The sequence below is a fragment of the Arthrobacter sp. BK1 genome (genome assembly GCF_056680055.1).
The window spans coordinates 2673628-2700337 of the sequence record NZ_CM155263.1 but is presented as its reverse complement, the minus strand read 5'-3'; the positions used below and the strand labels follow the sequence as shown (position 1 = coordinate 2700337).

Annotated in this window: 32 protein-coding genes and 1 riboswitch; of the genes, 16 read left to right on the top strand and 16 right to left on the bottom strand. The window is 67.4% G+C overall.

What is annotated here, in order from left to right:
- The first annotated feature begins 24 nt into the window (after positions 1-24).
- Positions 25-366, top strand: a complete 342-nt coding sequence (locus tag AC1MCA_RS12265; RefSeq protein WP_108599983.1) for a YciI family protein — start codon at positions 25-27, stop codon at positions 364-366.
- Positions 367-379: 13 nt separating this feature from the next.
- Here AC1MCA_RS12265 and AC1MCA_RS12260 read toward each other — a convergent pair whose 3' ends face one another.
- The 5 genes from AC1MCA_RS12260 to AC1MCA_RS12240 all read right to left on the bottom strand — a co-directional run bounded on the left by AC1MCA_RS12260 (position 380) and on the right by AC1MCA_RS12240 (position 4252).
- Positions 380-1039: a hypothetical protein gene (locus tag AC1MCA_RS12260; RefSeq protein ID WP_479797561.1), complete on the bottom strand. Its 660-nt coding sequence runs from the start codon at positions 1037-1039 to the stop codon at positions 380-382.
- 90 nt (positions 1040-1129) lie between these two features.
- The gene (locus AC1MCA_RS12255; protein WP_479797559.1) at positions 1130-2194 is read right to left on the bottom strand and encodes a sulfate/molybdate ABC transporter ATP-binding protein; all 1065 of its coding nucleotides are present in this window, start codon (positions 2192-2194) and stop codon (positions 1130-1132) included.
- Positions 2191-3054 carry an ABC transporter permease gene (locus AC1MCA_RS12250; protein ID WP_479797557.1) on the bottom strand — a complete coding sequence of 288 codons (864 nt, stop codon included), beginning with the start codon at positions 3052-3054 and terminating at the stop codon, positions 2191-2193. The genes AC1MCA_RS12255 and AC1MCA_RS12250 overlap by 4 nt, the downstream gene beginning before the upstream one ends.
- Entirely contained in the window at positions 3051-3845 is a 795-nt protein-coding gene (modA, locus tag AC1MCA_RS12245; protein ID WP_479797555.1) for a molybdate ABC transporter substrate-binding protein, read from the bottom strand. The genes AC1MCA_RS12250 and modA overlap by 4 nt, the downstream gene beginning before the upstream one ends.
- Positions 3842-4252 (bottom strand): TOBE domain-containing protein, encoded by a 411-nt coding sequence (locus AC1MCA_RS12240; RefSeq protein ID WP_108599978.1) that lies wholly within the window; start codon positions 4250-4252, stop codon positions 3842-3844. Before AC1MCA_RS12240 ends, modA begins: the two co-directional genes overlap by 4 nt.
- A 180-nt stretch (positions 4253-4432) precedes the next feature.
- Here AC1MCA_RS12240 and AC1MCA_RS12235 point away from each other — a divergent pair, with 180 nt between their 5' ends.
- From AC1MCA_RS12235 to AC1MCA_RS12225, 3 genes are read left to right on the top strand one after another with little or no spacing between them, the layout of a single operon-like run.
- Entirely contained in the window at positions 4433-5767 is a 1335-nt protein-coding gene (locus AC1MCA_RS12235) for an FAD-binding oxidoreductase (protein ID WP_479797553.1), read from the top strand.
- Between the two features lie 44 nt (positions 5768-5811).
- A complete protein-coding gene (locus tag AC1MCA_RS12230; RefSeq protein ID WP_479797551.1) occupies positions 5812-6681 on the top strand; it encodes a DUF4031 domain-containing protein in 870 nt (289 codons plus the stop codon).
- Positions 6682-6740: 59 nt separating this feature from the next.
- Positions 6741-7130 carry a VOC family protein gene (locus AC1MCA_RS12225; RefSeq protein ID WP_479797549.1) on the top strand — a complete coding sequence of 130 codons (390 nt, stop codon included), beginning with the start codon at positions 6741-6743 and terminating at the stop codon, positions 7128-7130.
- Here AC1MCA_RS12225 and AC1MCA_RS12220 read toward each other — a convergent pair.
- The 3 genes from AC1MCA_RS12220 to AC1MCA_RS12210 all read right to left on the bottom strand — a co-directional run bounded on the left by AC1MCA_RS12220 (position 7127) and on the right by AC1MCA_RS12210 (position 9118).
- Entirely contained in the window at positions 7127-7528 is a 402-nt protein-coding gene (locus AC1MCA_RS12220; RefSeq protein WP_479797547.1) for a YccF domain-containing protein, read from the bottom strand. The two genes, AC1MCA_RS12225 and AC1MCA_RS12220, sit on opposite strands and share 4 nt — an antisense overlap.
- 67 nt (positions 7529-7595) lie before the next feature.
- Positions 7596-8195 carry a phosphoribosylanthranilate isomerase gene (locus AC1MCA_RS12215; RefSeq protein ID WP_479797545.1) on the bottom strand — a complete coding sequence of 200 codons (600 nt, stop codon included), beginning with the start codon at positions 8193-8195 and terminating at the stop codon, positions 7596-7598.
- A gap of 86 nt (positions 8196-8281) precedes the next feature.
- Positions 8282-9118, bottom strand: coding sequence for an aminoglycoside phosphotransferase family protein (locus AC1MCA_RS12210; protein WP_479797542.1), 837 nt, complete (start codon positions 9116-9118; stop codon positions 8282-8284).
- Between the two features lie 65 nt (positions 9119-9183).
- On the opposite strand from AC1MCA_RS12210, the gene AC1MCA_RS12205 reads away from it, so the two are divergent.
- From AC1MCA_RS12205 to AC1MCA_RS12175, 7 genes are all read left to right on the top strand, one after another.
- A complete protein-coding gene (locus tag AC1MCA_RS12205; protein WP_108599973.1) occupies positions 9184-9810 on the top strand; it encodes a HutD/Ves family protein in 627 nt (208 codons plus the stop codon).
- A gap of 66 nt (positions 9811-9876) precedes the next feature.
- Positions 9877-10404 carry a ferritin gene (locus tag AC1MCA_RS12200; RefSeq protein ID WP_479797537.1) on the top strand — a complete coding sequence of 176 codons (528 nt, stop codon included), beginning with the start codon at positions 9877-9879 and terminating at the stop codon, positions 10402-10404.
- Between the two features lie 152 nt (positions 10405-10556).
- Positions 10557-10621, top strand: a riboswitch (guanidine-III (ykkC-III) riboswitch).
- Between the two features lie 9 nt (positions 10622-10630).
- On the top strand, positions 10631-10954 hold the full coding sequence (locus AC1MCA_RS12195; protein WP_479797532.1) for a DMT family transporter: 324 nt from the start codon (positions 10631-10633) through the stop codon (positions 10952-10954).
- Complete coding sequence (locus AC1MCA_RS12190; protein ID WP_108599970.1) at positions 10954-11316, top strand: DMT family transporter; 363 nt, start codon at positions 10954-10956, stop codon at positions 11314-11316. The genes AC1MCA_RS12195 and AC1MCA_RS12190 overlap by 1 nt, the downstream gene beginning before the upstream one ends.
- A gap of 9 nt (positions 11317-11325) precedes the next feature.
- On the top strand, positions 11326-11952 hold the full coding sequence (locus tag AC1MCA_RS12185; protein WP_479797527.1) for a nucleoside/nucleotide kinase family protein: 627 nt from the start codon (positions 11326-11328) through the stop codon (positions 11950-11952).
- A gap of 76 nt (positions 11953-12028) precedes the next feature.
- Positions 12029-13024 (top strand): aldo/keto reductase, encoded by a 996-nt coding sequence (locus tag AC1MCA_RS12180; RefSeq protein ID WP_479797525.1) that lies wholly within the window; start codon positions 12029-12031, stop codon positions 13022-13024.
- A 10-nt stretch (positions 13025-13034) separates the two neighbouring features.
- Positions 13035-13685, top strand: a complete 651-nt coding sequence (locus AC1MCA_RS12175) for an MBL fold metallo-hydrolase (protein ID WP_479797522.1) — start codon at positions 13035-13037, stop codon at positions 13683-13685.
- Positions 13686-13756: 71 nt separating this feature from the next.
- Here the strand turns inward: AC1MCA_RS12175 and AC1MCA_RS12170 are convergent, their stop codons facing one another.
- Positions 13757-15697: a DEAD/DEAH box helicase gene (locus tag AC1MCA_RS12170; protein WP_479797520.1), complete on the bottom strand. Its 1941-nt coding sequence runs from the start codon at positions 15695-15697 to the stop codon at positions 13757-13759.
- A 378-nt stretch (positions 15698-16075) separates the two neighbouring features.
- Between AC1MCA_RS12170 and AC1MCA_RS12165 the strand changes: the two genes are divergently transcribed.
- Both AC1MCA_RS12165 and AC1MCA_RS12160 read left to right on the top strand, forming a co-directional pair.
- Complete coding sequence (locus AC1MCA_RS12165; protein ID WP_479797517.1) at positions 16076-16810, top strand: class I SAM-dependent methyltransferase; 735 nt, start codon at positions 16076-16078, stop codon at positions 16808-16810.
- Positions 16811-16849: 39 nt separating this feature from the next.
- Positions 16850-17449 (top strand): dihydrofolate reductase family protein, encoded by a 600-nt coding sequence (locus tag AC1MCA_RS12160; protein ID WP_479797513.1) that lies wholly within the window; start codon positions 16850-16852, stop codon positions 17447-17449.
- Between the two features lie 37 nt (positions 17450-17486).
- On the opposite strand, the gene AC1MCA_RS12155 is transcribed toward AC1MCA_RS12160, so the two are convergent.
- The 3 genes from AC1MCA_RS12155 to AC1MCA_RS12145 form a co-directional block, all read right to left on the bottom strand.
- On the bottom strand, positions 17487-18848 hold the full coding sequence (locus AC1MCA_RS12155) for an MFS transporter (protein WP_479797510.1): 1362 nt from the start codon (positions 18846-18848) through the stop codon (positions 17487-17489).
- A 22-nt stretch (positions 18849-18870) separates the two neighbouring features.
- Complete coding sequence (locus AC1MCA_RS12150) at positions 18871-19056, bottom strand: hypothetical protein (protein WP_479797505.1); 186 nt, start codon at positions 19054-19056, stop codon at positions 18871-18873.
- Between the two features lie 79 nt (positions 19057-19135).
- Positions 19136-20431, bottom strand: a complete 1296-nt coding sequence (locus AC1MCA_RS12145) for an MFS transporter (RefSeq protein WP_479797501.1) — start codon at positions 20429-20431, stop codon at positions 19136-19138.
- Between the two features lie 197 nt (positions 20432-20628).
- Between AC1MCA_RS12145 and trmB the strand changes: the two genes are divergently transcribed.
- The gene (trmB, locus tag AC1MCA_RS12140; protein ID WP_479797499.1) at positions 20629-21552 is read left to right on the top strand and encodes a tRNA (guanosine(46)-N7)-methyltransferase TrmB; all 924 of its coding nucleotides are present in this window, start codon (positions 20629-20631) and stop codon (positions 21550-21552) included.
- A 12-nt stretch (positions 21553-21564) separates the two neighbouring features.
- On the opposite strand, the gene AC1MCA_RS12135 is transcribed toward trmB, so the two are convergent.
- Positions 21565-22011, bottom strand: coding sequence for a hypothetical protein (locus AC1MCA_RS12135; protein ID WP_108598416.1), 447 nt, complete (start codon positions 22009-22011; stop codon positions 21565-21567).
- A 71-nt stretch (positions 22012-22082) separates the two neighbouring features.
- Positions 22083-23663 (bottom strand): WXG100 family type VII secretion target, encoded by a 1581-nt coding sequence (locus tag AC1MCA_RS12130; protein ID WP_479797494.1) that lies wholly within the window; start codon positions 23661-23663, stop codon positions 22083-22085.
- Between the two features lie 236 nt (positions 23664-23899).
- Between AC1MCA_RS12130 and AC1MCA_RS12125 the strand changes: the two genes are divergently transcribed.
- Complete coding sequence (locus AC1MCA_RS12125; RefSeq protein ID WP_479803376.1) at positions 23900-24718, top strand: DUF1206 domain-containing protein; 819 nt, start codon at positions 23900-23902, stop codon at positions 24716-24718.
- A 67-nt stretch (positions 24719-24785) separates the two neighbouring features.
- Here AC1MCA_RS12125 and AC1MCA_RS12120 read toward each other — a convergent pair whose 3' ends face one another.
- Together AC1MCA_RS12120 and AC1MCA_RS12115 are read right to left on the bottom strand one after the other, a co-directional pair.
- Positions 24786-25451 carry an anti-sigma factor gene (locus AC1MCA_RS12120; protein WP_479797491.1) on the bottom strand — a complete coding sequence of 222 codons (666 nt, stop codon included), beginning with the start codon at positions 25449-25451 and terminating at the stop codon, positions 24786-24788.
- Complete coding sequence (locus AC1MCA_RS12115) at positions 25448-25948, bottom strand: sigma-70 family RNA polymerase sigma factor (RefSeq protein WP_108598412.1); 501 nt, start codon at positions 25946-25948, stop codon at positions 25448-25450. Before AC1MCA_RS12115 ends, AC1MCA_RS12120 begins: the two co-directional genes overlap by 4 nt.
- A gap of 189 nt (positions 25949-26137) precedes the next feature.
- On the opposite strand from AC1MCA_RS12115, the gene AC1MCA_RS12110 reads away from it, so the two are divergent.
- Positions 26138-26692 (top strand): COG4315 family predicted lipoprotein, encoded by a 555-nt coding sequence (locus AC1MCA_RS12110; protein WP_479797485.1) that lies wholly within the window; start codon positions 26138-26140, stop codon positions 26690-26692.
- Positions 26693-26710 lie beyond the last annotated feature (18 nt).

Here is a 26710-nt window from a genome sequence, read left to right as displayed (position 1 = left end):
CGGAACGTGAAGCGGAGGATTGCCGTGAAGAAATTTGTTGTGCTCTACATGGGACCAAAGGCAGCCCAGGAACAGATGCTGGAGAGCTCACCCGAAGCGGCGCAGGAGGGTATGAAGGCTTGGCTTCAGTGGGCGGACCGAGCGGGAGACGGGGTCGTGGATATGGGCAACCCCCTGATCGCCGGAAAGGAAGTCACTGCCACAGGAGTCTCAGAGATAAGCAGCACCAACCATATTGGCGGGTACGGCATCATCCAGGCAGACGACATGGAAGGTGCCCAGGCGCTGCTCGACGGGCACCCGCACCTGATGATGCCGGGCGGCAGCATCAGGGTCTACGAATCCCTGGATATGCCCGGAATGTAGCTTCCCTGGAGCCTCAGCCGGCGGCCGGCGTTTGCTCGATGTAGTTGATGACGAGGAACTCTCCGGCCGGAACCAGCTCCACATACCAGCGCGTTGTGGTATCCCAGCCCTCCCAGTTCTCCTGTCCGGCCACTGTGGGGCGGTAGACGGCGTCGAATTTCAGGAAGGTGCCGTTGTCAGTGGCGCTCGAGTCGATCTCCTGGAGCAGTTCAAAGGTGCCGCGCCCGCCCGTTTCCGGTTCCGCCTTACGGGCTGCGGCGAGGTTCTGCTGGTTGAGCGCCTTTACCGCCGCAAAGTACTCCTGCCAGGCGACGTCGGTGTGGGTGGTGAAAAGGTTGTTGGCGTAGGCCTCGGCATTTCTGGCCGCAAGTTCAGCCACGCAGTTTTCCGGGACCGCCGTCCCAGGGCTCCACGCGGTGACCAGTTCCGATCCTGCGTTCAGCCAGCCGCTGTAGGAGTTCAGGACACTGCCGATGGATTCGCGCGGCGTGCCCTTGGGGATCCGGACCGGCATGACGTCATCATTGCCCACGAAGGGGCACTCGGGCGGCAGGACCGAAACGGGCGTCGCCGGGGCGATGTCGGGCGGTGGAGGCGGGGACGGAAACAGGCTGCATCCGGTCAGGCCGGCCAGCAGCGCCAGGACGGCGGCCGCCGTCGTCATTTTCTTCATGATTCTCCCCCAATACCGCCGCCGCTTCCGGACGACGCTGACCAGCCTACCCGGAGCAGGGGGCGTACAAGTGAGAGAGCGTCGGGGCGCTCAGGCGGGGTAGATGGCCACGGCTCCGGCCTTGACCACGAAGTAGACCTGCATGCCGGGCGCCAGCCCGAGATCGGCGGCGGCGGCGGTCGTGATGTCGGCGGTCAGCAGCCCGCCATCCCCGGCGCGGACCCTGATGCCGTCGCCGTGCGGCTCCAGGTCCGTGATGGTGACGGCGAAGGAGTTCCGCGGGCTCCCGTGCGCCTCGCTGAGGAAGATGGAAACGGCCGACGGCGGGAAGACCGCCACGCCCGGCTGCCCGGTGGGGAGCGGGCCGGGGAGGTCGTCGTGCTGTCCGTAGAGGTTCAGGGCCCCGGCGCGGAGGCCATGTACGGTGATCTGTCCCGTCACGAAGTTGAGCCCGGCCAGCCCTGCTGCAAAACGGCTTCGCGGCCGCTGCAGAACGTCACGAGTGGGGCCTTCCTCGCTGATTTTGCCGTCCTCCAGGATGATCACGCGGTCGGCCAGCATCAGGGCGTCGAGGGCGTCGTGGGTGATGAAGATGGCGCGCCTTCCCGCCAGCACGCGCCGCAGCAGCCTCCGGAGCAACGGCGCTGCGTGGATATCCAGTGCGGCCATGGGCTCATCCAGCAGCAGGAGGCCGGGCTCGGCCGCGAGCGCCCGGGCCACTGCCACGCGCTGCGCCTGGCCGCCGGACAGCTCCGCGGGGCGCCGGGACCGGAGATCAGTTGCCTCGACTTCCGCCAGCCAATGTAAGGCTGACACGGCGGCGGCCCGTTTCGCAGCACCGCCGCTGCGGGGCCCGAAAGCCACGTTCTCCAGCACGCTCAGGTGCGGAAAGAGCAGCGGTTCCTGGGCCAGGAGTGCGGTGCCGCGCCGGTGCGGGGCCGTCCACTGGTTCCGCCCTTCGGTGAGATCAAAGAGCGTCTTGCCGTCCAGCCCGGACCTGCCCGAATCCGGCTGCAGCAGGCCTGCGATGACGTTCAGCAGTGTGGATTTCCCTGCGCCGTTCGGTCCCATGACCGCAACGGTTTCGCCGGGGCCCACCGTCAGGGAGACGTCGAAACCGCGGGCGGCCACGGCGGCCTCAACCATGAACGTCACCGGACATCACCGCCCCGGGCGGGCGCCGTCGTCGTCGTAATTTCCCGGCCGGCCCTGCCGGAACCGCGGTACGCGAGGGCCACCACGGCCACAGCGACGGCCACCAGGACCAGTGACAGCGCGACGGCGGCCTCGGCGTCCGTTTCCCGCTGCAGGTAGATTTCCAGCGGCAGGGTCCGGGTCACCCCCTGCAGGCTGCCCGCGAACGTGAGGGTGGCGCCGAATTCGCCCAGGCTGCGGGCGAAGGACAACACCGCGCCGGAGGCCAGGCCGGGCAGAACCAGCGGGAGGGTGACGCGGCGCAGGACCGTGCTGGGGCTGGCACCAAGGGTGGCGGCCACTGCCTCGTACTTTGGCCCCGCCGTGCGGAGAGAACCCTCGAGGCTGACCACCAGGAACGGCAGCGCAACGAACGTCTGTGCCAGGACGACGGCGGTGGTGGAGAATGCGATCTGGATGCCGGCCACTTCCAGGGTCCTGCCCAGGAGCCCCTGCCGGCCGAAGGTGTACAGCAGGGCAATGCCGCCCACCACCGGCGGAAGGACCAACGGCAGGAGGACCAGCGAGCGCAGGACCCGCTGGCCGCGGAAGCTGCCGCGGGCCAGGACGAGCGCAAGCGGAACCCCCAGGACGATGCACAGGACGGTGCTCGCGGCGGAGGTGCGCAGGCTCAGGCCGAGCGCTGCCAGCGACGATTCCGAGGTGACAAGCGGGATGAACCGGGCCCAGTTGACCCTGGCCACCATGGCCACGAGCGGCAGCACGACCAACAGCGCCCCTGCCGCGGCGACGGCGTAGATCCAGCCTGGGATGCCGGTGTACGTGGCTGGCCTGCGCGGCTTGACTGTTGGCGGTGTCACGGCGCGCCGAAGCCCGCGGCGGCCAGGACGGCCTGGCCTTCCGCACCGAGGACGAACGCAACAAAGGCGTCCGCCGCGGGTTTATTGCCTGCGCCCTTGACAGCGGCCAGGGGGTAGGTGTTGACGGCTTTGGCGGCCTCCGGGAACGGCACCTGTTCCACCGCGGCGCCCGCGCTCCGGGCGTCGGTGACGTAGACCAGCCCGGCGTCGGCCTCCCCCGAGCTGACCTTGCCCAGGACGTCAGTGACGGAGGATTCCTCGCTCACCGGTTTGAGGGCGGCGCCGGTTTCCTGCTCGATCGTCTTGGTGGCGGCACCACAGGGCACCTGGCTGGCGCACACCACTACCTTGACGCCCTGCCTGGCGAGGTCGCCGAAGCCCTTGATGCCTGCGGGGTTCCCCGCCGGGACAGCGATGGCGAGGGTGTTGGTGGCGAAATCCCGGGGTTCGCCGTCCACGAGGCCTTCGTCCGCCAGCTTGGCCATGTTCCGGGCGTCGGCCGAGGCGAACACATCGGCAGGAGCGCCCTGGCTGATCTGCGTGACGAGGTCTGCCGAGCCGGCGAAGCTGAGGGTGATGCGTGTTCCCGGATTGGTTGCTTCGAACTTCCCGGCCAGTTCCGTGAAGGCTCCCTTGAGGGAGGCGGCGGCAAACACGGTGAGAGTTCGTCGCTGACCGGCCGCGCCGTCGTCGTTCGTTCCGCCCTGTCCCGCCGGTGCCGCCGGTGCACATGCGGCGAGGGTCAGCACGATGAGCACCGCAGCGGCCCACGCCGCAAGGGCGTGCCTCATGCTGAGCCCTTGCCGTGCGGTGTTTCGATGATGACGGTGGTGGCTTTGACCACGGCGGTTGCCACCGAGCCAAGCTCAAGTCCCAGTTCGCGGACGGCTTCGCTGCTCATCAGCGACACCACCCGGAACGGCCCGCACTGGAGCTCCACCTGGGCCATGACCTTGTCCGCGGTGATGCCCGTGACCAGGCCGACGAACCGGTTGCGCGCCGAACTCCCGGCGCGGTGGGGATCGTCCGGAAGCTGCGCGAGCTTTTGGGCGTGCCGGGCGAGTTCGAGCCCGTCCACCGCCAGCCGGCCGGCATCGTCCTTGACCGGGGTGAGGCTGCCGTTCTCGGTCCAGCGCCTGATGGTGTCATCGCTGACACCAAGGAACCGGGCTGCTTCGGAGACGCGGATCGTGGGCATTTCATCATTCTAAGCCGCATTTGCGGTGTTGTCTTCGAGATGGCTCCGCAATTCCTGCTTTCCCCTGGCATAGGGGTCTTCGGTGGCGCCCGTCTCCCACAGTGCGCCTCTGGAACGGCGTGGACCTAAGTCCTACGCTATGGGGAGGGGAAGAGCCGCACTCGCTGAGGAGCGTTTGTGATGAAGTGGATCAAGCCTGGCAGCCCCGATTACGAGCCCGCCCGCAAGGTTTTCAATGCCATGATTGACCGGCGTCCGGCAGTCATCGCCCAGTGCTCAACCGACGCAGAGGTGGCCGAAGCCCTCCGCTACGGACGCGGGAATTCACTGCCGATCGCCGTCCGCGCCGGAGGCCACTCGGTGGCCGGAATGTCCACGAACGATGACGGCCTGGTGGTTGACGTCCGGCCGATGAAATCGATCGATGTGGACCCGGAGTCAGGCATCATCACCGCCGGAGCCGGCGTCACCTGGGGCGAATTCGACCGTGCCACCCAGCAGCATGCCTTCGCTGTGACCGGCGGGCGTGCCTCCACCACCGGGATCGCCGGCTTCACCCTGGGCGGCGGGTCCGGCTGGCTGGAGCGCTCCTTCGGATTCGCATGCGACAGCCTCGTCTCCGTCAACCTGGTAACGGCCGACGGCGAGCGGGTCACCGCGAGCGCGCGGGAGAATCCGGAGCTGTTCTGGGCGCTCCACGGCGGCGGCGGCAACTTCGGGGTGGCCACGTCATTCACATTCCAGGGGCATCGGCTGGGTCCGGTGGTGCATGCGGGGATGTGGCTGTGGCCCGGCGAGGACGCCACCGACGTTTCCCGGGCGTTCAGGGATCTCGCCTTGGCGGCCCCGGATGGGGTGGGCCTGGCACTCCTGTACGTGACAGCACCGGCCGAGCCGTTTGTGCCGGAGAAAATGGTCGGAAAGATGGCCGTCCTGGTGGCCTACGTGTACGCAGGCGAGACCGAAGAAGGCTCTGAACATGCCAGGCCATTCCGCGAACTCGGTCCCGCAGTGGACCTGGTGGGAGATACCCAGTACGCAGAGTTCAACGGCTCCCTGGACGACCCACCGGACCACTACAACTACTGGAGCGCGGACTACCATGACGAACTCCCGGACGAGGCTTTGGACCTTTTCGTGGAATCGGGCCGGAACCTCCCCGATGCCACGTCCCAGCAGCTCATTGCCCGGTGGGGTGGCGCGGTGGGAGGCAACGCCGCTGCCGCCACGCCTCTGATCAACCGGAATGCGGCCTGGGTGAGCCACCCGTACGGAATCTCCCCGACCCCCGAAGAGGGCGAGCGCGCCAAAGCCTGGGTGAGGGACTTCCGCGGCAAGATCGCCCCCTACGCCACGGGCGGCGTCTGGCTCAACTTCATCGGCCACGAGGGGCAGGACCGCATCCGTGCCGCGTTCGGGAACGGCAACTACGCCCGGCTGGCCCGGGTCAAGCGTGACTTCGATCCGCAGAACATCTTCCGCGGCAACCAGAACATCATCCCCGCGGGCTCGTGATCGGCCAACCGGCCCGCAGACCCCCGCCGCACTAGACTCCCTGCATGGCGATTTTCCTTGATCCGCCCCTTTGGCCTGCGCACGGAACGCACTTCTCGCATCTTGTTTCGGACACCTCGCTGGACGAACTCCATGCGTTCTGCGCCGCTGCGGGCATCCCGGAGCGGGCGTTCGACGGCGACCACTACGACGTCCCCGAGCGCCGGTTCGAGGACCTGGTGGCTGCCGGTGCCATTCCGGTGGAGGCCCGGATCCTGGTCCGCAAACTCATCGCCAGCGGGCTCCGCATCCCGGCCCGGCAGCGCAACAAGTCGCTGAAGGTGCCGCTGCTGAACCGCTGGGAGTCAATCATGCCCGGCCACGATGCACTCTTCCTTGACCTCCTGGACCGTTGGAGCGAGGAGCACCGCCGGTATCACGGCTGCACCCACCTGCTGGCTGTGCTCGAAGCCCTGGACCTGCTCACCGATCCCGCCGACCCGCCGCGGACTGTTCTGCTCGCGGCCTGGTTCCACGATGCCGTCTACAACGGGGTGGCCGGCCAGGATGAGGAGGAATCCGCCCGGCTCGCCGAGGATCGGCTGACCCACGCCGGGCTCCCGGCCGCGGACGTCGAGGAGGTGTCCAGGCTGGTGCGGCTGACCTCGGACCACCGTCCGGAACCTGGGGACGACGACGGCGCCCTCCTCAGCGACGCGGACCTGTCAGTTCTCGGCGGGGAGCCTGAGCCATATGCCCGCTATGTGGCCGCCGTCCGGGAAGATTACGCGCACATCGGCGACGCCGATTTCGCGGCCGGGCGCGCCGCCGTCGTCCGTCAGTTGCTGGACCTGGACCCGTTGTTCCACAGCGAGCGCGCACGGGAACTGTGGGCGGACGCCGCGCGGCGGAACCTGCAGGGCGAGCTGGCCTGAGGGTTCCGGCAGGCGAGCTAAGCCTTTACGGCCGCGGCTGCCGGTGCCAGACTGCTCCGATGAGCCTGCGCATCCAGTCCCTCTGCATCGATTCCACCGACCCCAAGATTCCCGCCGACTTCTGGGAAAAGGCCCTGGGCTGGCGCCGGACGTACGAGGCGGAGGACGAAATTGTGCTGGAGCCCCCTGCAGGCAGCCCGGCCGACGGTGTCAGCCCGGACTTGTTGTTCCTGAAAGTGCCCGAGCGGAAAGAGCTCAAGAACCGGCTTCACCTGGACCTCAGGCCGGAAGACCAGGCTGCTGAAGTTGAGCGGCTCGAAGGCCTGGGCGCCTCACGCATCTCAGTCGGCCAGGGGCCGGAGGTGACGTGGGTGGTGATGGCGGATCCCGACGGGAACGAGTTCTGCATCCTTCGGGCGGTGCAGGCCGAAGCTCAGCCCGCCGGCTAGCGGTAGCTGGCGATAAACGGCCTATCGGTGGGGACAATCTGTTTGCCCAGCGGCATCAGGCTGACCGGGATGAGTTTCAGGTTGGCGATCGCCAGCGGGATCCCGATGATGGTGATGGCCATGGCGAAGGCCGTCACCACGTGGCCGATCGCAATCCAGATGCCCGCCACGACGAGCCAGATCACATTCCCCAGCAGCGAAAACACTCCGGTGCCTCCTGGCTTGTCCACCACCATGCGCCCAAACGGCCACAGCGTGTATGCGGCGATCCGGAACGATGCGATGCCCCATGGGATGGTGACGATCAGCAGGCAGCAGATAACGCCCGCCATGAAATAGCCCAGGGCGAGCCAGAATCCACCGAAAACCAGCCAGATGATGTTGAGCAGTGTCTTCATCTGTCCATTGTGCCCTGCCGGGTCTGACAAAAACGTAGGGGTCTGCCCTGATTCGCCCCTGAAAAGGTCAGCCCTTGGCGGCCTTGATGAAGTCGCGGATCTTGGCCAGGTCCTTCACACCGCGGGAAACCTCGACGCCGGAGGAGACATCCACGCCCCACGCGCCCGCTGCAGCAGCCGCCCGGCTGACGTTCTCCGGATCCAGTCCCCCGGCGAGCAGCCATTTCCGGTCCTGAAGCTCTCTCACGTCCACCATGGAGGCGTAGTCCCAGGTCTCGCCGGAGCCCGGCACGGCGGCATCAATCAACAGGAGTTCCTCGCCCCAGTCGGCAAATGCGTCCGCCGTCGCTGCCATGGTGACTGCCCTGATCAGCTTCATGCCGGCGTCGTGCACTGTGGTGACATCTTCCGGGGTGAGGTCCCCGTGCAGCTGGATCCACTCCAGTCCGGCGGCACGGGCGATCGCCACGGCGTCCGCGACGGGTTCGTGCCGGAAGACCCCCACTGCCACCACGCCGTCGGGGATGTCCGCCTTCAGCCGGGCAACCTGGGACGGCGAGACCGCCCGGGGGCTGGCCGTCAGGACAAAGCCGACGGCGTCCGCACCGGCGTCGACGGCCTCTCGGACAGATTCGGGCGTACTGAGACCACAGACTTTGACGAACATTCCCGGCTCCTTCAGGCTGACTTCGTGTTGTCCCCCCGGAGGAGATTAGCAGGCACACGGCCCCGGCGCCTCTGCTGTCCAGCCATTCAGGCGCCGGACAGCACACGCTCCACCATGCCGCGCCCGGACTCCTCGAAAGCTGCGTCGCCGATCTGGTGGGCCCACACCACTGTGCCGACCGTCTGGTTCAGGTTCTCCAGACGCCACAGATCGGCTTCCGCCGGCCCCACAATCCTGCCCAGCCCTTCATGGAATGCCTCGGCCAGGCCCGGCCGGTGGACGAACTGCTGGTGCGTGAGGCGGACGAGGTCGTGGACCCACGGACGATTCTCGGCGCGGCCAAAGTCGATCACCTTGATTTGCCCCCTGTCCTGCAGCCAGTTCCTGGGCTGGTAGTCGCCATGTGTTGCCACCAGCGGGACGGAGCCTGGATTCAGGCCAGCCAGTTCGTGCTCGAGGCGCTTGAGGTCCGTCTCCGTCACCAGCCCGTGGGCGCGGTCCATCCACGCGCGGGTCTTGGTGGCCAAGGCCTTGGCGTAGTGGCGCGAGTCCCCGGCAGGCCGGTGGATCCTCCTCAGCAGCTCTCCCGCCTGGCGGTAGGTTTCCGGATCGTTCTCGGCCGGCGTCCCCTCGACCAGCGTTCCCGGCAGGAATTCCGTCACCAGGATCCCGGACTCTGCGGAAGCATGGCGCAGGGCAGGGACGCGGCCCTTGAGCCCCTCAAAGCCCAAGGCGTGGGCGGCAATTTCGCGGCGGATGTGGTGGCTCGTGGTGCTCGCCTTGACGATGAAGGCTCCCGCCGGCGTGACAACGTGGAGCACTGTGGTGTCCTGCAGGGGCCAGGAGTAATCCCGCACCAGCGCGAAGTCACCGAGCCACGCTGTCAGCAGCCGGGTCTGTTCTTCGGTGATCCCCTGTCGCACCCACCCAGCATGCCACGCCCTTGTCCTAGGGCGTCGGGGGTCCGGCAACAAACTAGGCTGGTCGGATGGAGATCATCCGCTTTGCAGAGCTCAGGAACGAACCGTGGCGCAACAAGGGCGGTGTGACGCGTGAGTTGGCGAGCCACCCGAAGGCCGCCTCGGCTCAGGACGGCGCCTGGGACTGGCGTGTCAGCATCGCCGACGTCACCAAGGCCGGCGATTTCTCCACGTTCCCCGGGATGGAGCGCGTACTGACTGTGATCGATGGCGAACTGCTCCTGCTGACCGTCGACGGCGCCGAGCATCCCCTCGAAAAGTACCGTCCTTTCAGGTTCTCCGGTGAAGCGGCAACCCACGGTGCACTCCCCACCGGGGACGTCCGCAACCTGAACGTCGTCACCCGAAGTGACACCTATAAGGGCTTCACGTCCATCATCGAGCTCTCCAAAAAGCGCGCGCACCCCGTCTTCGGAGGCCAGCTGGCCGTGCTGCTGCAGGGCCAGGCAACGGTCAGTCCGGGTGCCGCCGAGGATGCCGAGGAAGGGACGGACGCCGAAACCGAAGCACCCCCGGCACCGGAACCCGAGGCACTGGGCCGCTACGACGCCGTCGTCGGTTCCGATGTCCGCTCCCCCGAAATCCTGGGCCGCGGCTTCCTGGCCGTGGTCTCGATCGACCGCGTGACAGGGTAGCCTCGCCTGCGTTATCCGAGCCTTCCCACACTGGCCACTGCGGCTGGCCGACCCTAAACTCGGGCTATGACCACCTCTTTTAATGCGCTTCTGTCCACCCAGATCGGCAACGAGTTCGCGGCTTCGCAGCAGTACATTGCGGTGGCCACCTGGTTCGCCAACCAGGACCTCCCGCAGCTGGCCCGCTACTTCTACCGGCAGTCGGTGGAGGAACGGAACCACGCCATGATGATGGTGCAGTACATGCTGGACCGTGACATCGCCTTCTCCATCCCGGGTGTCCCCACCGTCCGCAATGACTTCTCCTCCGTCACTGAACCGCTGGCTCTTGCCCTGGAGCAGGAGAAGGAAGTGACCCGCGACATCGAGGCCCTCTTCCGGGCCGCCCGCGGCGAGGACGATGCCTTGGGCGAGCAGTTCATCCTCTGGTTCCTCAAGGAGCAGGTGGAGGAGGTCGCCTCCATGACCACCCTGCTGAACATCGCCGAACGCGCCGACAACCTGTTCGACATCGAGAACTTCATCGCCCGCGAAACCATCGGCGACGGCGGCCGCGACAGCTCCGCCCCCGCGGCAGCAGGCGGCGCCCTTTAAGCGCAACGCGGGGTCACTTCTGACCCTTTGGAGGCCTCATATCGGGCGTTAAGTGACCCCGCGTTGGGTGCATTTCCGACTCAGCACCCGCGGTGAGGTTGGCCACCCACCAACGTGGCCACCCGCCGCCGGGCGTTGCTAGGCTTGGATCCAAGGCTCCCCCAACGGGGTCTCCGGACGACGGTTCAGTACCCGGCACGCGACAAGACTGGCCAAAGGATCTGTCATGTCGTGGTTAATCCTCATTCTTTCCGGGGCGCTCGAGGCCGTCTGGGCCGCCGCGCTGCACCGGACCTTCCAGGCAAAAGGCCTGCGCCGCATCGCGCCCGCGCTCCTTTTCCTGGTCTCCGTCCTCGCCAGCATGGCCGGCCTGGCCATCGCCATGCAGGCCATCCCCACCGGCACCGCCTACGCCGTGTGGGTGGGTGTGGGCGTGGTGCTGACCTCCGCCTACGCGATCATCACCAAAGCGGAACGTCCGACGGCGGCGCGCCTGCTCCTGCTCACCGGCATCGCCGCGTGCGTGGTCGGCCTGAAAGTGGTGGCGTGATGAACCCGCGTTCCGTGGCGTGGCTCCTGCTGCTGGCCTCCGCCGTGCTCGAAGCCGTGTGGGCCACCGCGCTTGGCCTGTCCGACGGCTTCACCCAACCCCTGCCGACCCTTGTCTTCGCCGTGACGGCCACCCTCAGCATGATCGGCCTGGGCCTGGCCATCCGCAGCATCCCGCTCGGCACGGCCTACGCCGTCTGGGTGGGAATCGGCGCTGCCCTGACGGTGGGCTGGGCAATGGCCACCGGCGTCGAACCCTTCAGCGTCCTGAAGGTGCTGTTCATCGCCGGGATCGTGGGCTGCGCGGCCGGGCTGAAGGCACTGCCCGCCGGCACAAAGGCGCGGGAGGACCACCCGGTCTAGGCTTTTGCCATGGACTCGCCCGAGATTTCCCAGGCTGTGGCTGCCCTGCGTCTTCGAGTGGACGGCGGGCGGCGGACACTGCTGGGCATCACGGGGGCGCCCGGCTCCGGCAAATCCACCTTTGCCTCGTGGCTGCAGCAGCAGTTCGGGCCCGGGCAGGCAGTGGTGGTGCCGATGGACGGCTTCCACCTGGGCAACTCGATCATCGACGGTACACCGCTGCGGCAGCGCAAAGGGGCAATGGACACGTTCGACGTCGGCGGTTACCTGTCGCTGCTGCAGCGGCTGGTGCGCCGGGACGAGGCAGTGGTGTACGCCCCGGAGTTCCGGCGCACGCTGGACGAGCCAGTGGCCGCGTCCATTGCGATCCCGGCCTCCGTGCCGCTGGTGATCACCGAGGGCAACTACCTGCTGGCCGAGCCGCCGCAGTGGAAGGACGTCCGGGTACAGCTGGACGAGGTCTGGTTCATGAACACGCCCCCTGAGCTGCGGCTCGCCCGGCTGGTGGACCGGCATGTGGAATTTGGCATGGACCGGGCCGCGGCGGAGGCCTGGGCGTTGGGTCCGGACGAGGCCAACGCCGTGCTGATCGAGGCCACACGCCGGGGTGCGGACCGGATCATCCCCTGGCACTAGTGACCCCGGCGCGGAATACTGCTGCATGCGGCGGGGTTCTTGGCTGGGATAAGTCCTCAAGGAACGGAGCGCACTCATGACTGCACCACTGGTACACCTCGGCGACGGCCTCATGGTCAGTCCCCTGGGCTTCGGCGGAATGGCCCTCACCCCGGTTTACGGCGACGTTGACCCGGAAGAGGCCCTCAAGACCCTGCACCATGCGGTGGATGCCGGCGTCAGCTTTATTGACACCGCGGACATCTACGGCGGGGGCAGCAACGAGGAACTCGTGGGGAGGTTGCTCAAGGACCGGCGGGACGAAGTTCAGCTCGCCACCAAGTTCTCCCTGGTGGGGACGCCGACGGCGGGATACACGGACATCCGCGGGGACGCAGCCTACGTCCGGCAGGCCGTGGACGCCAGCTTAAGGCGCCTGGGCGCTGACGTGATCGACCTCTACTACATGCACCGCCGTGACCTCCGCGTTCCGATTGTGGAAACCGTGGAGGCCATGGCGGGGCTTGTGCAGCAGGGCAAGATCAAGCACCTTGGCCTGTCTGAGGTGACGGCGCAGGAGCTTGCCGAAGCCCAGGCCGTACACCCGATCGCCGCAGTCCAGAGCGAATGGTCCATCTGGAGCCGCGACGTGGAACGCAACGTTGTTCCTGCCGCGGCCGGACTGGGCGTGGGTTTTGTGCCGTATTCTCCGCTGGGCCGGGGATTCCTCACCGGCACCGTGGACGCTTCCAGCCTGGGCGCCCAGGACTTCCGACGCCGGATCCCCCGTTTCACCGAAGACGCCGCCGATGCCAACCAGGGTGTGGTGGCCGCCATCGCGGTGGTCGCCGCAGAACTGGCAGCGACGCCCGCGCAGGTGGCACTCGCCTGGCTGCTTGCGCAGGGCCGGCGAATGGGCCTGCCCGTTGTGCCCATCCCCGGCACGCGCAAAGCGCACCGGATCGATGAAAACCTGGGGGCACTGTCCCTGGACCTGACCCCGGCGCAACTCAGCACACTGGATCAGGCCGCGGACGCCGTCGTCGGCTCCCGCTCTGCCGATCCGAACTGGGTGTCCGAGGGCCGTGAATAAACTGGTCCCCATGGACACGCTCATTCACGACTTACAGGACATCACCATCCGCCGGATTTCTGTCAGCGAGATGGACAACAACGTGTATTTGCTGACTGCCAAGGAGTCCGGCGCGCAATTGCTGATTGATGCCGCGGATGATCTTCCGGCCATCCAGGGCCTGCTGCAGGACGCCGCCGCGGACACCGCCGCAACGCCCAAACTGGACCTGATCGCCACCACGCACCAGCACTGGGACCACGTCCGCGCACTGCCTGGCCTGGTGGAAGCGACAGGAGCGCGGACCGCGGCCGGGACCGATGACGCCCCGGAACTGCCGGTGAGGGTGGATGTTTTGCTGGACCACGGCGACGTCGGGAACTTTGACGGCTTCGACGTGACCGCCGTGCACCTGCGCGGGCACACCCCCGGCTCCGTGGCGCTGGTGTACCAGGACCCGGCCGGGCCTGCGCACATCTTCTCCGGGGATTCGCTGTTTCCCGGCGGCGTGGGCAACACCCAGAAGGATCCTGAGCGGTTCGACCAGCTGCTCACCGATGTGAGCGAGCGGCTGTTCGATGTGTACCCGGATGACACGGTGGTCCACCCGGGCCACGGCCAGCCCACGACGCTCGGCGCCGAACGCCCGCACCTTGCGGAGTGGCGCGCCCGCGGCTGGTAAAGCTTCCGCTACGTATTCGGACGGCCGCTCCCGGTAGCGGCCGTCCGTTTGCCTAGCGAATATCCGAAACCTTAGCGGCTGCGGCGTTCGTTCGATGCCGGAGCTGACGCGCGGCGGGGGCCTGCGCTGCGGGCCGGACGGCCTTCACCGGAGCGGCCACCGCCACCGTTGCCTGCGTAGGATCCACCGGAGGTGCCACCGGTGTTGGAGGACCAGACAGCTTTGTTGCCGCCGCTGGCTGCGCCGGCGCCAGCGGAACGCTGGCCGGAACCGCCCGTGCGTGAGCCACCGGTGCGGGCGCCTGCGCCTGCACCTGCTGCGGCACGCTGGCCGGTCGCGGGGCGGCCGCCACGCTGGCCGCCGGAGGAAGCCGGGCGGCCGGTTCCGCCGCGGGGAGCGTCGCTGCGGGTTACGCGGGAATCAGTGCGTCCATCCGCTGCACGTCCGTCTGAACCGCGGCCAGCCGATGCACGGCCACCTGCCGCGGGGACGTCGTTGCGGTGGGTTGCGGCTGCCGTGCCGCGGCCGCGGGAGTTCCGGCGTGCAGCGGCTGCTGCAATGGCGCGGTCCTCGTTCTGCTCGGCAACGCGGTCGAATGCTGCGCGGGCCTCGGTGCGGCCTTCGAATGCCACTGCGCGGCGCTCGGCGCGGGGACCATCAGTGCGGGGCTCGGCGGAAACCCGTCCGCGTCCGCCGCGTCCGCCACGGCCACCCGCGGTGGGTGCGGCCTGGGTGGTGCGGCGGGCGCGCTTACGCTCGGCGTTGGCACCGGTGGAGGTGCCGCCTCCCTGCTGTGCGGCTTTTTTGGCCAGCAGTGCTGCACGGGTGCGCGGATCGATCTTGTCAGCCATTTCGCCCACGAGTTCTGCAACCAGCGGGGAGTTGGCGGTGACGCGCTCGAAGTTGACCTCGACGCCGGCAGCCTTCATGAGCTTCTTGACGTCGCTCTGCTGCTCCGGGAGGGTCAGCGTGACAACGGTTCCGTCCGAACCCGCGCGGGCCGTACGGCCTGAGCGGTGCAGGTAAGCCTTGTGCTCTGTGGGCGGGTCAACGTGGATGACCAGCTCGACGTCGTCCACGTGGACGCCGCGGGCTGCGACGTCGGTGGCCACCAGGACGCGGACGTCACCGGAGGAGAACTCGGCCAGGTTCCGGTCACGGGCGTTCTGCGAAAGGTTGCCGTGCAGATCGACGGCCGGGATCCCGGCGTCGGTCAGGGTCTTGGCCAGCTTGCGGGCGTGGTGCTTGGTCCGCATGAAGAGGACGCGGCGGCCGGCGCCCGAGGCGAGCTCAACGATCAGCTGCTTCTTGACGGTCTGGTCGTTGACCACCAGCACGTGGTGCTCCATGGTGGTCACCGCTGCCTGCGGGTCATCCACGGAGTGCGTCAGCGGGTTGGACAGGTAGCGCTGGACGATCTTGTCCACGCCGTTGTCCAGGGTTGCGGAGAAGAGCAGTCGCTGGCCCTGGCTGGGGGTCATGTCCATGAGCTTCTTGACCACCGGGAGGAAGCCGAGGTCGGCCATGTGGTCGGCCTCGTCCAGGACGGTGATCTCCACGGCCTCAAGGGTCAGGATGCGCTGGCGGATCAGGTCCTCCAGGCGGCCCGGGCAGGCGATGACGATGTCGACGCCGGCGCGCAGTGCCTTTTCCTGGCGGGCCTGGGAGATGCCGCCGTAGATCACGGTGGTGTTCAGGCCCAGGGCCTTGGCCATCGGCTCGATGGTGGCGTTGATCTGGGTGGCCAGCTCGCGGGTCGGTGCGAGGACCAGGCCCATGGGGCGGCCGGGCTTGCGGAAGTGCTTGGCTTCCCGCTCAGCGAGACGTGCTACAAGCGGGATGGCGAAGGCGATGGTCTTGCCGGAGCCGGTGCGGCCGCGGCCCAGGACGTCGCGTCCGGCCAGGGTGTCCGGGAGGGTCTTGACCTGGATGGGGAACGGCTCGGTGATTCCCTGTGCGGTAAGGGAATCGGCAAGTTCTTTGGGCGTGCCGAGGGCAGCGAAAGTAGTCATGTAAGTAAAGGTCTTTCAGGCGGTATCCATACGGATATCGGCCCCCGACGCCGGTTGGCTCAGGGGTTCGCCGAAGAAAAGTCAGGTGATCAACCGGCCAGCTGCCATTTGTACAAAACGGCGGCCGGGACCAAATAGAACGCGTTCATCGACGCAGGATGTGCCTCTCACATGAAAAAATCCCACTCCCTGGCCACGGAATCCGGGGAATCCAGCAGGGGAACCGGTTGATGAACCGGAACAAAAGTGGGCATCACTGCACATCAAGTTCCACCAGTCTATCATCAGCGGGCAGACCACCTGTCCCGGCGCCGACGCGCCCCCGGATAATCCGGGCAGCCGTTGCCTTCGCGGGCCCGGCAGGGGCACCCTTGAGGCATGACGCAACAGGGTGCTGACCACCACCATCACAGAACGGACGACGGCGCCACCGGGCTTGGCGATAATGCGGAGCAGAGCTCCGCTGAAGCGTGGGACGAACGCTACCGCAGCGCACCGAAGCTCTGGAGCGGAAAGCCCAACCCGCAACTCGTCCGCGAGGCCGCCGGGCTTCACCCCGGCAAGGCCCTCGACGTGGGGTGCGGCGAAGGTGCGGACTCCATCTGGCTGGCCCAACAGGGCTGGACCGTCACCGCCGTCGACGTTTCCGACGTCGCCCTGGAGCGTGCGGCTGCACACGAGAAGACGGCGCTGGACCGTGAAAGCGTGCATGCGGAGGGTCCCGGCGCCATTTCCAGCCGCATCCGCTGGCAGCAGTGCGACCTGGAGGAATGGCAGCCCGGGGAAAAATACGATCTGGTGTCCTCGCAGTTCCTGCACTCACGAACCATGGGATGGCAGGAGCCGCTGCGCACGGCGGCGTCGGCAGTCAAGCCCGGCGGCACCCTGTTGATTGTGGGCCACCATCCGGACATGTTGCCGCCGTGGGGAACCCAAACCCGCACCACTCCGGATATGTTTTACACCCCCGCCCAGCTGGTTCAGGAACTCGGGCTGGACTCGCCGGAGTGGCAACTGGAGGTCACTACAACCCGGGACAGGCCGGTCACCGGCCCGGACGGCCGCGAAGCGATCATCGGCGATACCGTGCTCCGCGCCACCCGCCTTTCCTGACCAAAGCGTCGGCACCCTCAACTCACCGGAGGAAACACCATGGCAAGGCTCGTCGCGGAAATGACGATGTCGCTGGACGGGTTCATCGCCCTGCCGGACGACAGCATCGGCGGATTGTTCGACTGGTACGGGAACGGCCCGGTGGAGGTCCCCACGGCCAGGCAGGACATGACCTGGCACGTCAGCGAAGCCAGCGCGGAGCATCTCCGCCGGACCATGTCCGCCGGCGCACTCCTGGTGGGCCGGCGCATCTTCGACATCACCCACGGCTGGGAGGGCAACCATCCCATCGACTGCCCCATCGTGGTACTGAGCCACACCGTCCCGGACGGCTGGCCCCGCGATGGCGTCCCTTACACGTTCGTGACCAGCGGCTTCCAGGACGCCGTGGCGGAAGCCGAAAAGCTCGCCGGGGACAAGGACATTGGCCTCGCCGGCCCGGACATCATCCGGCAGGCGCTCGACGCCGGCCTGCTCGCCGAGATCCGGGTGAACCTGGCGCCGTGGCTTTTGGGGTCCGGCATCCGGTTCTTCGATCACCTGGCCAGCGCCCCGGTGAAACTCGAACGGACCCGGGTGATAGAGGGCGACGGCGTCACGCACCTGTACTTCAACGTCCTCCCCCGCCCGGACTACTGAGCCCGCCTGACCCCTGACCGAACCTTTCGCTGCCGGGCTATCCCGGAGCCCGCTCCGCAACCCGCGGCGCAATGGCCACCGCGGCGGCCGCGATCACCGCCGTCAGCGCGAAGACCCCGGCGAACTGTGCCGCCGTCGTCGTGAACGCCGCAAACACGATCCCGGTTGCGGCGAGCGCCAGCGCGCCGCCCAGCGAATCCGAAATGGACATGGCCGAGCTGTTGAAGCCCTCGTTTTCCTTGCTGGACAGGGCCAGCGTCATGACGCTGAGCCGCGGGTAGAGCAGCCCCATGCCGCCGCCGGCGAAGATCCAGCCGGCAATGGCGATAGCGGCGGGCCAGTGAAATGCCGTTGTCACCAGGGCCAGGAGGACGGCGCCCAGCACCAACACCGCGCCGGTCCACACAGCCGCCCGGTGGGTCAGTCTGGCGCCCAGGCGGCCCTGGATGGCGGCGGCACCGGCCCAGGCCAGCGCGCCGCCGGTGAGGGTCAGACCCGCGAACGTCGGCGGGAACGCGTACTCCTCGATCAGCAGGTACGGCAGATACACCTCGGCGCCGAAGAACGCCGCTCCGGCCAGGCCGCGGGTCAGGATCACGCTGGGCAGGCCACGGCGGGCGAGCAGGGTTCCACCGGGAACCAGTGGGCGCACCGCCACAAGGGCAACAACGACGGCGGCCGCGGCGAGGACTGCCGGTGCCGCCGGAAAGAGGGTGGCGCCCGCGGAGAGATTCAGCCCCAGGACCGCGAGCGCTGCGAGTCCGGCCCATCCCAGCCTGCCCACCGCCCACGGCGGGACGTCAGCGTCCGGGGACCGGCGGTCCAGGCCGCGGAGCACCGGGACAATCATGACGACGGCGGGAACCACCAGTCCCACCACCCCCAGGAAAACCCAGTGCCAGCTGAGGAGTTGTGCCACGATGCCTGCCGCGAACGGACCCACCAGTGACGGGATCACCCAGGCGGCCGAGAAGGCGGCAAAGATCCCCGGGTGGAGGGCGGCCGGGTAGACGCGGGCCACCACCACGTAAAGCGCCACCGTCAGTGCGCCGCCCCCGAGCCCCTGCACCAGGCGGCCGGTGACCAGCCAGGGCATGGACACGGCCGTGCCCGCGATCAGGAGACCCGCCACGAACAGGGCCACTGAGGCGAACAATGGTGCCGCGGGTCCGCGCCGGTCGGACCAGTTTCCCGCCGCCACCATGCCGATCACCCCGGTGGCCAGCGGCCCGGCGAAGGCCAGCGCGTACAGGCTGGCGCCGTCGAGCTCGCGGCTGACAACAGGCATGATGGTGGTCACGGCGAGCGACTCGAACGCGGCCAGGAACACCAGGGCGCAGGCGCCGATGGTGACCCAGCGGTACGGCCGCTTCAGGATGTTGGCGGCCGGCTCTGTCACAAGGTGAATGGAATCATGCACGCTACCGGATTGCCAGCGCTTCCTGCACGCTTTGGGCAACAGCGCCGGCGCCGGCCTCGCCCATGACGATCGTGTAGTGGTTGACGTCCGACACCGCGGCCAGGTCCTGGGCGTGGGTGGGCATGCCGTCGGGGGCGGGAAGTCCGGTGCTGCGGCCCCGCAGGTCAGGGGCGCAACGCGGGGTCACTCCACGCTCAATAATGGGCCTTAATCGGGCTTCGAGTGACCCCGCGTTGCAGGTGGAGGGCGGACGGGGGCGGACAGGCTCAGCCGCCGACGTATCTCCTGCGGCCGGCGCGGTAACCAAAGACCGCGGCCAGCGCGCCGATGCAGAGGAACAGCACACCGGCGGCGGCGAAGGACCCGGTGGCCTGGTGCAGCAGTCCCACCAGCAGCGTCCCCGTGGAGCCCACCCCGTAGCCCACGCCCTGCATCATGCCGGACAGGTGCGAGGCCGTGTGCCCGTCGCGGGTCCGCAGCATGATCATGGTCAGCGCCACGGCCGTGAGGCTGCCCTGCCCCAGCCCCAGCAACCCGGTCCACACCCAGATGAGATCGAGCGGGCCGAAGATGCTGAGGGCAAAGCCGCTGCCCGTCATCAGCGCCACCACAGCGTTGATGCCCCGCTGGTCCCAGAGTTTCGCGGCTAGGGCCGGGGCGAACAGGGAACCCAGCATCTGCAGCACGATGCAAACGGACACCATCACTCCCGCGGTGCCGCCGTCCACGCCGCGTTCCCGCAGGATCGGAGCGAGCCAGGCAAACACGCTGAAGGACATCATGGCCTGCAGCAGCATGAAGATCGTGACCTGCCACGCCACCGCCGACCGCCAGACGTTGAGGCCGTCTTTGACGTCCCCGCGCTGGGCCGGCTGCCGGGCCAGCGCCACGGGCAGGAAGAGAAAAAGTACGACGGCGGCGGGCAACGCCCAGAACCACAACGCCGCAGTCCACTCCCCCGTTGCCGTGAACACGGGGTAGGTGAACCCGGCTCCGAGCGCGGCGGAGGCGCAGATCGCGGTGGTGTACAGCCCGCCCATCAGCCCCAGCCGGTGCGGGAAGTCACGCTTCACCAGCCCCGGAAGCAGGACGTTGCAGAGCGCGATCGCAGCTCCGCAAGCCGCCGTACCCACCAGCAGTGCAGGGAGATGCCCCGCTCCCGGCAGCAGCCCACCGGCGTCAGCGGGCCGCAGCAGCAATCCTCCTGTCAGGACAGTCATCGCGCCGAGCAGCACCCGCTCAGGACCAAAACGCCTTGACAGGACCGGAGCCAGCGGAGCAAAGATGCCCAGGAGGGTGACCGGCACCGTTGTGAGCACTACGACGGCCCAGCCCGGCAGGCCGGCGTCGGCCATGATCTCGGGAAGTACTGCGGCGAAACTGGAAAAAACCGTGCGGAGGTTCAGTCCGATGAGCACCAGGCAAAAGCCCAGGTAGGCCAGTGCGCGTCTGTTGTTCACCGGCGGCGCAGGTGCCGCCTCGGCAGACGCCTGGACGTTCGTCGTGGCGTCGACCTGGAAATCCTGCCCGTCGGTGGGCTTAGCTGTTGTCACCTGACCCATTGTGTCAGTCCCCTCCTGCATCCTCGTGCCGGACGTTTATCCACATACGCACCTGCTGGGCTGGCTGCCGGCGTGGTGGGTTCCGCGCCCGCGGAGTGGGGGTGACCATACTGTCAACGTGCGACTGGCTCTTTCGCTGGACCCGCTTCGCTCTGCCTGTCCCAGGCGTCGGCGGGGCGTCCCTTATTCTGGAAGGGATGAGCGAATCCCCAGAATCCCCCCAGCCTCCGCATGTCCCGCGCCCTGTGACGCCCGGAACCCAGGCATCGTTTGGCACCTATGGCGGCAGGCCCGTGAGCTTTGTGCGCCGCGGCACCCGGCTGCAGGGACGGCGGCAAACAGCGTGGGAAGAGCACTCGGAGCGGTGGGCCCTGGATGTGCCCCGGCACGTCGCCAACACCTCGGTCCACCCTGACTATACGTTCGACGCCGAGGCAGAGTTCGGCCGCAAGGCGCCGCTGATCGTCGAGATCGGGTCAGGGCTGGGCGACGCGATCTGCCATGCCGCCGAACAGAATCCGGACACGGATTTCCTGGCCGTGGAGGTCTACACCCCGGGCCTGGCGAACACCATCATCAAGATCAACAGCCGCGGCCTGGGCAATGTGAGGGTTGTGGAGGCCAACGCCCCTGAAGTCCTCGCCACCATGCTCCCGGCGGGATCGGTCAGCGAATTGTGGATCTTCTTTCCCGATCCCTGGCACAAGTCACGGCACCACAAACGCCGGCTCATCCAGCCGGAGTTTGCCCAGCTCGCCGCCCGGGCACTCAGGCCGGGCGGTCTCTGGCGGATTGCCACTGACTGGTCCAACTATGCCGTCCACGTCCGCGACGTCCTGGCGGATTCGGAGGACTTCGAAAACCTTCACACCGGCGAACGCCATGGCCCGGAAAGCCCCCTCACGCAGGTATGGCAGTCCGGCGTCGAGTCCCTGGTGGGCGGTGCGCCCGTCCGCGAGGGCCGGGCGCCCGTCAGCACGGAGCACACCGGCCCCAACGAGGGCGTGGATGAAACCGGCGGCTGGGCGCCACGCTTCGAGGGCCGGATCCGCACCAGCTTCGAAGCCAAAGCCCACGAGGCGGGCCGGCTGATTTTCGACCTCTGCTACCGCCGGCGCTGACCGGAACCCGGGTCAGGCAACGCTGATGGAAGCCACAATCTCCTTGAGCATGCCCAACCGCGGCTCGATCTCCGGGTTCACATAGGGCCAGATCACGAGGACGCCTATGAAGCGGTTGTTCTCCCAGACGCCCACAGGGGCCGCAATCCGGGCGTCGCCGGCATGGTCGGTGAAGCCCACCACGACGGCGTACGACGCTTTGCCGGGGAGATTGAGTTCGCCTTCGGTCAGGATGGTCCCGCTGCGTTCCTCGATATAGAACTCGGACATCAGGTGCGCCCAGCCGTTGGCCTGTGGTGCGTCGGTGACCGAGGTGTCATCCTTGACGACCGTTACCAGGATTCCGCCCAGGAGGGCGTACTGCTCGCTGTTGGGTCCGGCTGCGGAGTCCTCCATGACCTGGGTGTGTTCGGGAAAGTCTGCCGTGTATCCCAAGGGGGATTCGATGTGCACTGACATGGTTGCTCCTTAGCAGTAAGTCTTTGGTGGGGCTGGCTGACGTTGGTGCCGGAAGTTGCTCCGGAAGGGGGTCAGAGCCTTTCGAGCTTGGTGTCGTTGGCGACCTTCACGTAGGTGGACACGTTAGTGGTGGCCTGGTTCTCGGTCTTGAACTCCACGTCCACCACCTTGCTGCTGAAGCCGGCCGTATTGGATGCTGTAGCCACGCTGTTGATCTGCACTGTGGCAGAGCCGGCCTCGTAGAGCTTGGCGGCGTCAGCAGCGGCGCCTGCGTCATTTCCGAGCGCCACGTTCCGCATGTAGCTGTCAACGAGGGGCTTGTTCTCCGTGTTGTAGTCCACCTCGATTTTCACACTGCTCTGCGTGCCGACGGTGACGTCAGAGTCCATCGTGTACGGCTTGACCTCAGGCCCGACAGACACGCCGGTGGCCACGGTGCCGTCCATGGACAGCGAAACCTTTTCGAGGTTGCTGTCCTTGTCGAAGCTCATCTCCACGCCGCCCTTGCCCGAAGCCTCAAAGACCTGGCCGTCGAGGTTCAGTTTGCCCTTAGCAGATACTTCTGCACTGGCAGTGGCGGAGCCATCCGTCATATTCCGCTCGTAGGCGAGGTCCAGTTGAGCGGAGCCGGAGGCAGGCCCGCCTTCGCCCTCTGCCTTGAAGCTCAGCGTTCCCTTGAGTTTGTCATCCTGGCCGGTGGAGCCGTTGTCCTTCGCGGCGTCGTTGACCGTGTCCATGATGTAGCCCGGCGTATTGCCCAAAGCATCCTTGACCTCGCCGGCGCTGTCCGGCGGAAGGTCGCTGTACATCTGTTCGCGGGCCGCCATGGCTTCTTCAACGCTGCCGAATTCGTACTCGCGGGAAGCTTCGCCGGACAGTGTGATTCCGGCCGTGCCGGTGGGGTCGTTGACACCCAGCCCCAGGTTTCCGTGGACCTTCAGGGTGGCTGAGCCATCGGCGTTCTCCACCAACTTGGTACCAACCCCTGCATCGCCGTGGGCCCAGGCAACACGGAGGTCAAGGGTGGCCTTACTCGTCTCCGTCAGGACGGGGGTGTCCTCCGCCATGAGTCCACGGAGGTGCTGTGCGGCCTGGTCCTGGGCGGCCTCCGGGATCCCGCCGTCCATGTCCATGAGGTCATCGGCGAAGGGACCGTCCTCACCTTCGCCTTCGATCAGGTACTGGCGGTCCTCCTCGGACAGGCCGGCCCACCACTTGGCCTGTTCCTCCGGGGTGGCCTTGAGGTTATCCTTGACGCTCTGTTCCAGCTCCTGCCGGTGGGCTTCGGCCGCGGCGGCCTGCTGGGCCATTCCTTCGAGCCAGGACAAACCTTTATTGCCCAGGTCCACAAATTTACCCAGGACGCTGGTGGATCCGCCGCCCCCGGACTTGTCCGAGGCCTTTTCCTGCTCGTCGGCATGCTGGAGGAGCAGCTTGGAGTTGTGGCGGAGACTGGACACCACGCGTTCCAGGCTGGGACGGTAGCTTCCGTTCCAGTCCTGGCGGAAACGCGCGCCATCGGCCCCTCTCCACGGCGCGGACTGTATCTGGCCCTGCAGGGAGCTGGCCCGGCTGCTGAGCAGCGTAGCTGCCGTGTCAACAGCCTTGGCCAGCTCGCGCAGCTGGCTCGTATCCGCGCCGTAAAAAGTCATCGTGTCTCCCCCGGAGATTCATAGGTGTTCAAGGTCTATCGCCGAACATATCGTCGCACGGCGGCCGGCGGCCCGCGATGGGGAACACTGCCCATGCCCACGTTTGCCCCTGCGCCATTCCGTGCCGGCTCCGGTCTGTTCGATGCAGGCTCCACGTGGGACGATGGTGGCTCGCACGGGCACACAATCCGCGCGTCCACGACCTGGCACAAAGGAAACCCGCCATCAAAAGAGAACTGAAGCAGGCCGCGGACGCGGCGGAGGACATCACCAACTCCCGCACCTTGGAGTTGTTGGCACGGGCGGGATTCGCGGCGAGCGGCATCCTGCACTTTTTGGTGGGGGCCATCGCCATCCGTCTCGCCATGGGCGGATCGGGGAACGCCGACTTCAGTGGGGCTGTGTCCGAGCTTGCCAGCCAGCCTGCCGGGCCGTTCCTTCTGTGGGCCAGCTTCGCGGCCTGCGTGGCCCTGGCCCTTTGGCAGGCCAGCGACGCGATCTTCGATTACAACCGGCTGCCCACCAAGGAAAAAGCGGGCAAGAAGGCCAAAGCTGCAGCCCAGGCCCTGGTGTTCGCCGGCCTGGCCCTCACCCTGGTCAGCTTCGCCATGGGCACCGGCTCCGGCGGGGATAACCGTCAATCCGCGAGCGACCTCACCGCGAACGTTATCAAGGCCCCGGGCGGAGTGGCACTGCTGGTCCTGGTCGGCGTGGGCATCGCGGTCACCGGGGTCATCTACGCCGTGAGGGGCTTCAGGAAGTCCTTCGAGAAGAACCTGACGATGCCCGCCTCCCCCAAAGCACGCACTGCCGTCACCGTCCTGGGAGTGGCCGGCTATGTCGCCAAGGGCATCGTCCTGCTGCTGACCGGCCTGCTGATTGCCATCGCCACGCTTCGCGCCCATCCGGAGGAGTCCACCGGCCTGGACGGAGGCCTCCGGGCGCTCCGCGACCAACCGTTCGGTCCTTACCTCCTCGCCGCTGTTGGTGCAGGACTGATCTGCTACGGGCTGTTCATGATGGTCAGGGCGCGCCTGGCGAACATGAACAAATAACCCAGGGGCACACCAGAGGCCGGGGCTTCACTGTCCCGGCCTCTGGGTGGCGGAGGCGCACGGCGGTTTAGGGAACCGTGATGACAGCGACTGCTTTCTGCCCCTCGTCCCGGAGTTCCACACTGGCGATGCTCGCAAGCTGCACCGGAGTGGCCCCGGTGACCCTGATCCGGCCGCTCGGCGTAGCGGTCCAGGCGCAGGCGCGGTCCTCCCCGCCGTCGCGGTCGCGGACCCACAGCGAGTAGGTTCCGTCCAGGGGCATGCTGCTTCCGTTCACGGCCAGCTCCGTCCCCCACGTTTTCCGGGCCAGATCGACGCTGAAGTGCAGGCCGCTTTCGGCCTGCACAGAGTAGCTGGCGTCCGGCTGCGGCGGCCGGTTCAGGAGCGGGGCCACGCCAATTCCCAAGGCGAGGCAAGCGGCGGCGACGGCACCCACCAGGGCCGTCCACCGGCGTCGAACTTTACGACGGCGGGCGGCCAGTTCGTCAAGCACCGTGTGCGGCACTGATCCACCCGGTTCCATGGGTGCGGCGGAGCGCATGCCTCCGGTCAGGGCCACGGCGTCCGGCACGGGAAGCGCGTCCAGCAGGGCAGGCAGGCGCTCCAGCCCGGCGAGTTCTTCCTGGCAGTCGGCACACTCCTGAAGATGTTCTTCGAAGCGGCGCAGGTCAGCGGCGTCGAGCCCGCCGAGAACGTAGGCGCCCAGCAGCTGATGCAGATCCGGGGCGTTCACCGTTCCACCCCCATTTCGTCCAGAATCGTCCGCAGCGCCCGGACGGCGTAGTACGCCCGGGACTTCACGGTTCCGGCAGGGACGTTCAGCTGCACCGCGGCCTCGTTCACGGTGAAGCGGCGGTAGTGAAGGGCCACGAGGACGTCGCGGTGTTCGGTGCTGAGCCGGAGCAGCGCTTCCTCCATCAGGACGCGGTTGAGCAGTTCGTCCACGCGTTCGACGGCGTCCGCCGGGTCAAGGAACTCCCTCCCCAGGGCCTCGGCGGGGCGTCGCTGGGCCTTCCGGTAGTTGTCGATCATGATGTTCCGCGCGGTCCTGAACAGGTAGCTGCGCAGGCTCCCGGTGATGTCCGGGGCCTGCTGCCAGACGCGGAGCACGGTCTCCTGGACCACGTCCTCGGCCAGCTGCGGGTCACGGGACGCGCTGAGGACGAAGCGGCGCAGGGCGGGGCCGTGCTCGCGGTAGATCGCGGCCACCACGTCCTCGTCCAGCGGCATGACCGCCCCTCCTGTTCCCACTCATCACCGCCAGCCCCAAAGCAACACTGTCCGGGGGCCAGCGCATCCCTGCCGATACAAACGTCTGCGCAGAGAAAACGGTTCACTGTGAACCATTGTTCTCCCGCACGCGTCGTATCGGTTAGCGTCCGGTGATCCGACGCCGGGCACGAGCCAAGGAGCGTTTACGTGAAAAAGCATCTGGGCATCGGACTTGCTGCGCTGGCCCTTGCGGCCGCGCTTTCCGGCTGCGGCGGCAGCCCGGAAACCACCACCGCGACCACTACAACGAGCCCCGCGGCCACCTCCGCCTCGCCCACAACGGGTGCGTTCGCGTCCGCCACGCCCGGCACCGCGTCGCCCACTGCGGCAGCCGCCGTCGACCTCAAAACAGCATCGTCAAGCGCCGGCACCATCGTGGTTGATGCCGCCGGGATGAGTGTCTATTACTTCACCAAGGACGTGAAGGATTCGGGCACCAGCGCCTGCACGGCAGCGTGCCTGACCGCCTGGCCGCCGGTCCTGACCACCGCGGCAGCGCCCACGGCTGAAGGCGTCACCGGAACGCTGGGCACCATCACGACGCCGGACGGGGCGAAGCAGGTGACCCTTAACGGCCTGCCGCTCTACTACTTCGCCCAGGACAAAAATCCGGGCGACATCCTCGGGCAGGGCGTGAACAGCGTCTGGTACCTGGCGAGCCCAACCGGCGACATGATCCGGACGGCCGCATCAGGATACTGAGGCGTGCTTTCACGCCCT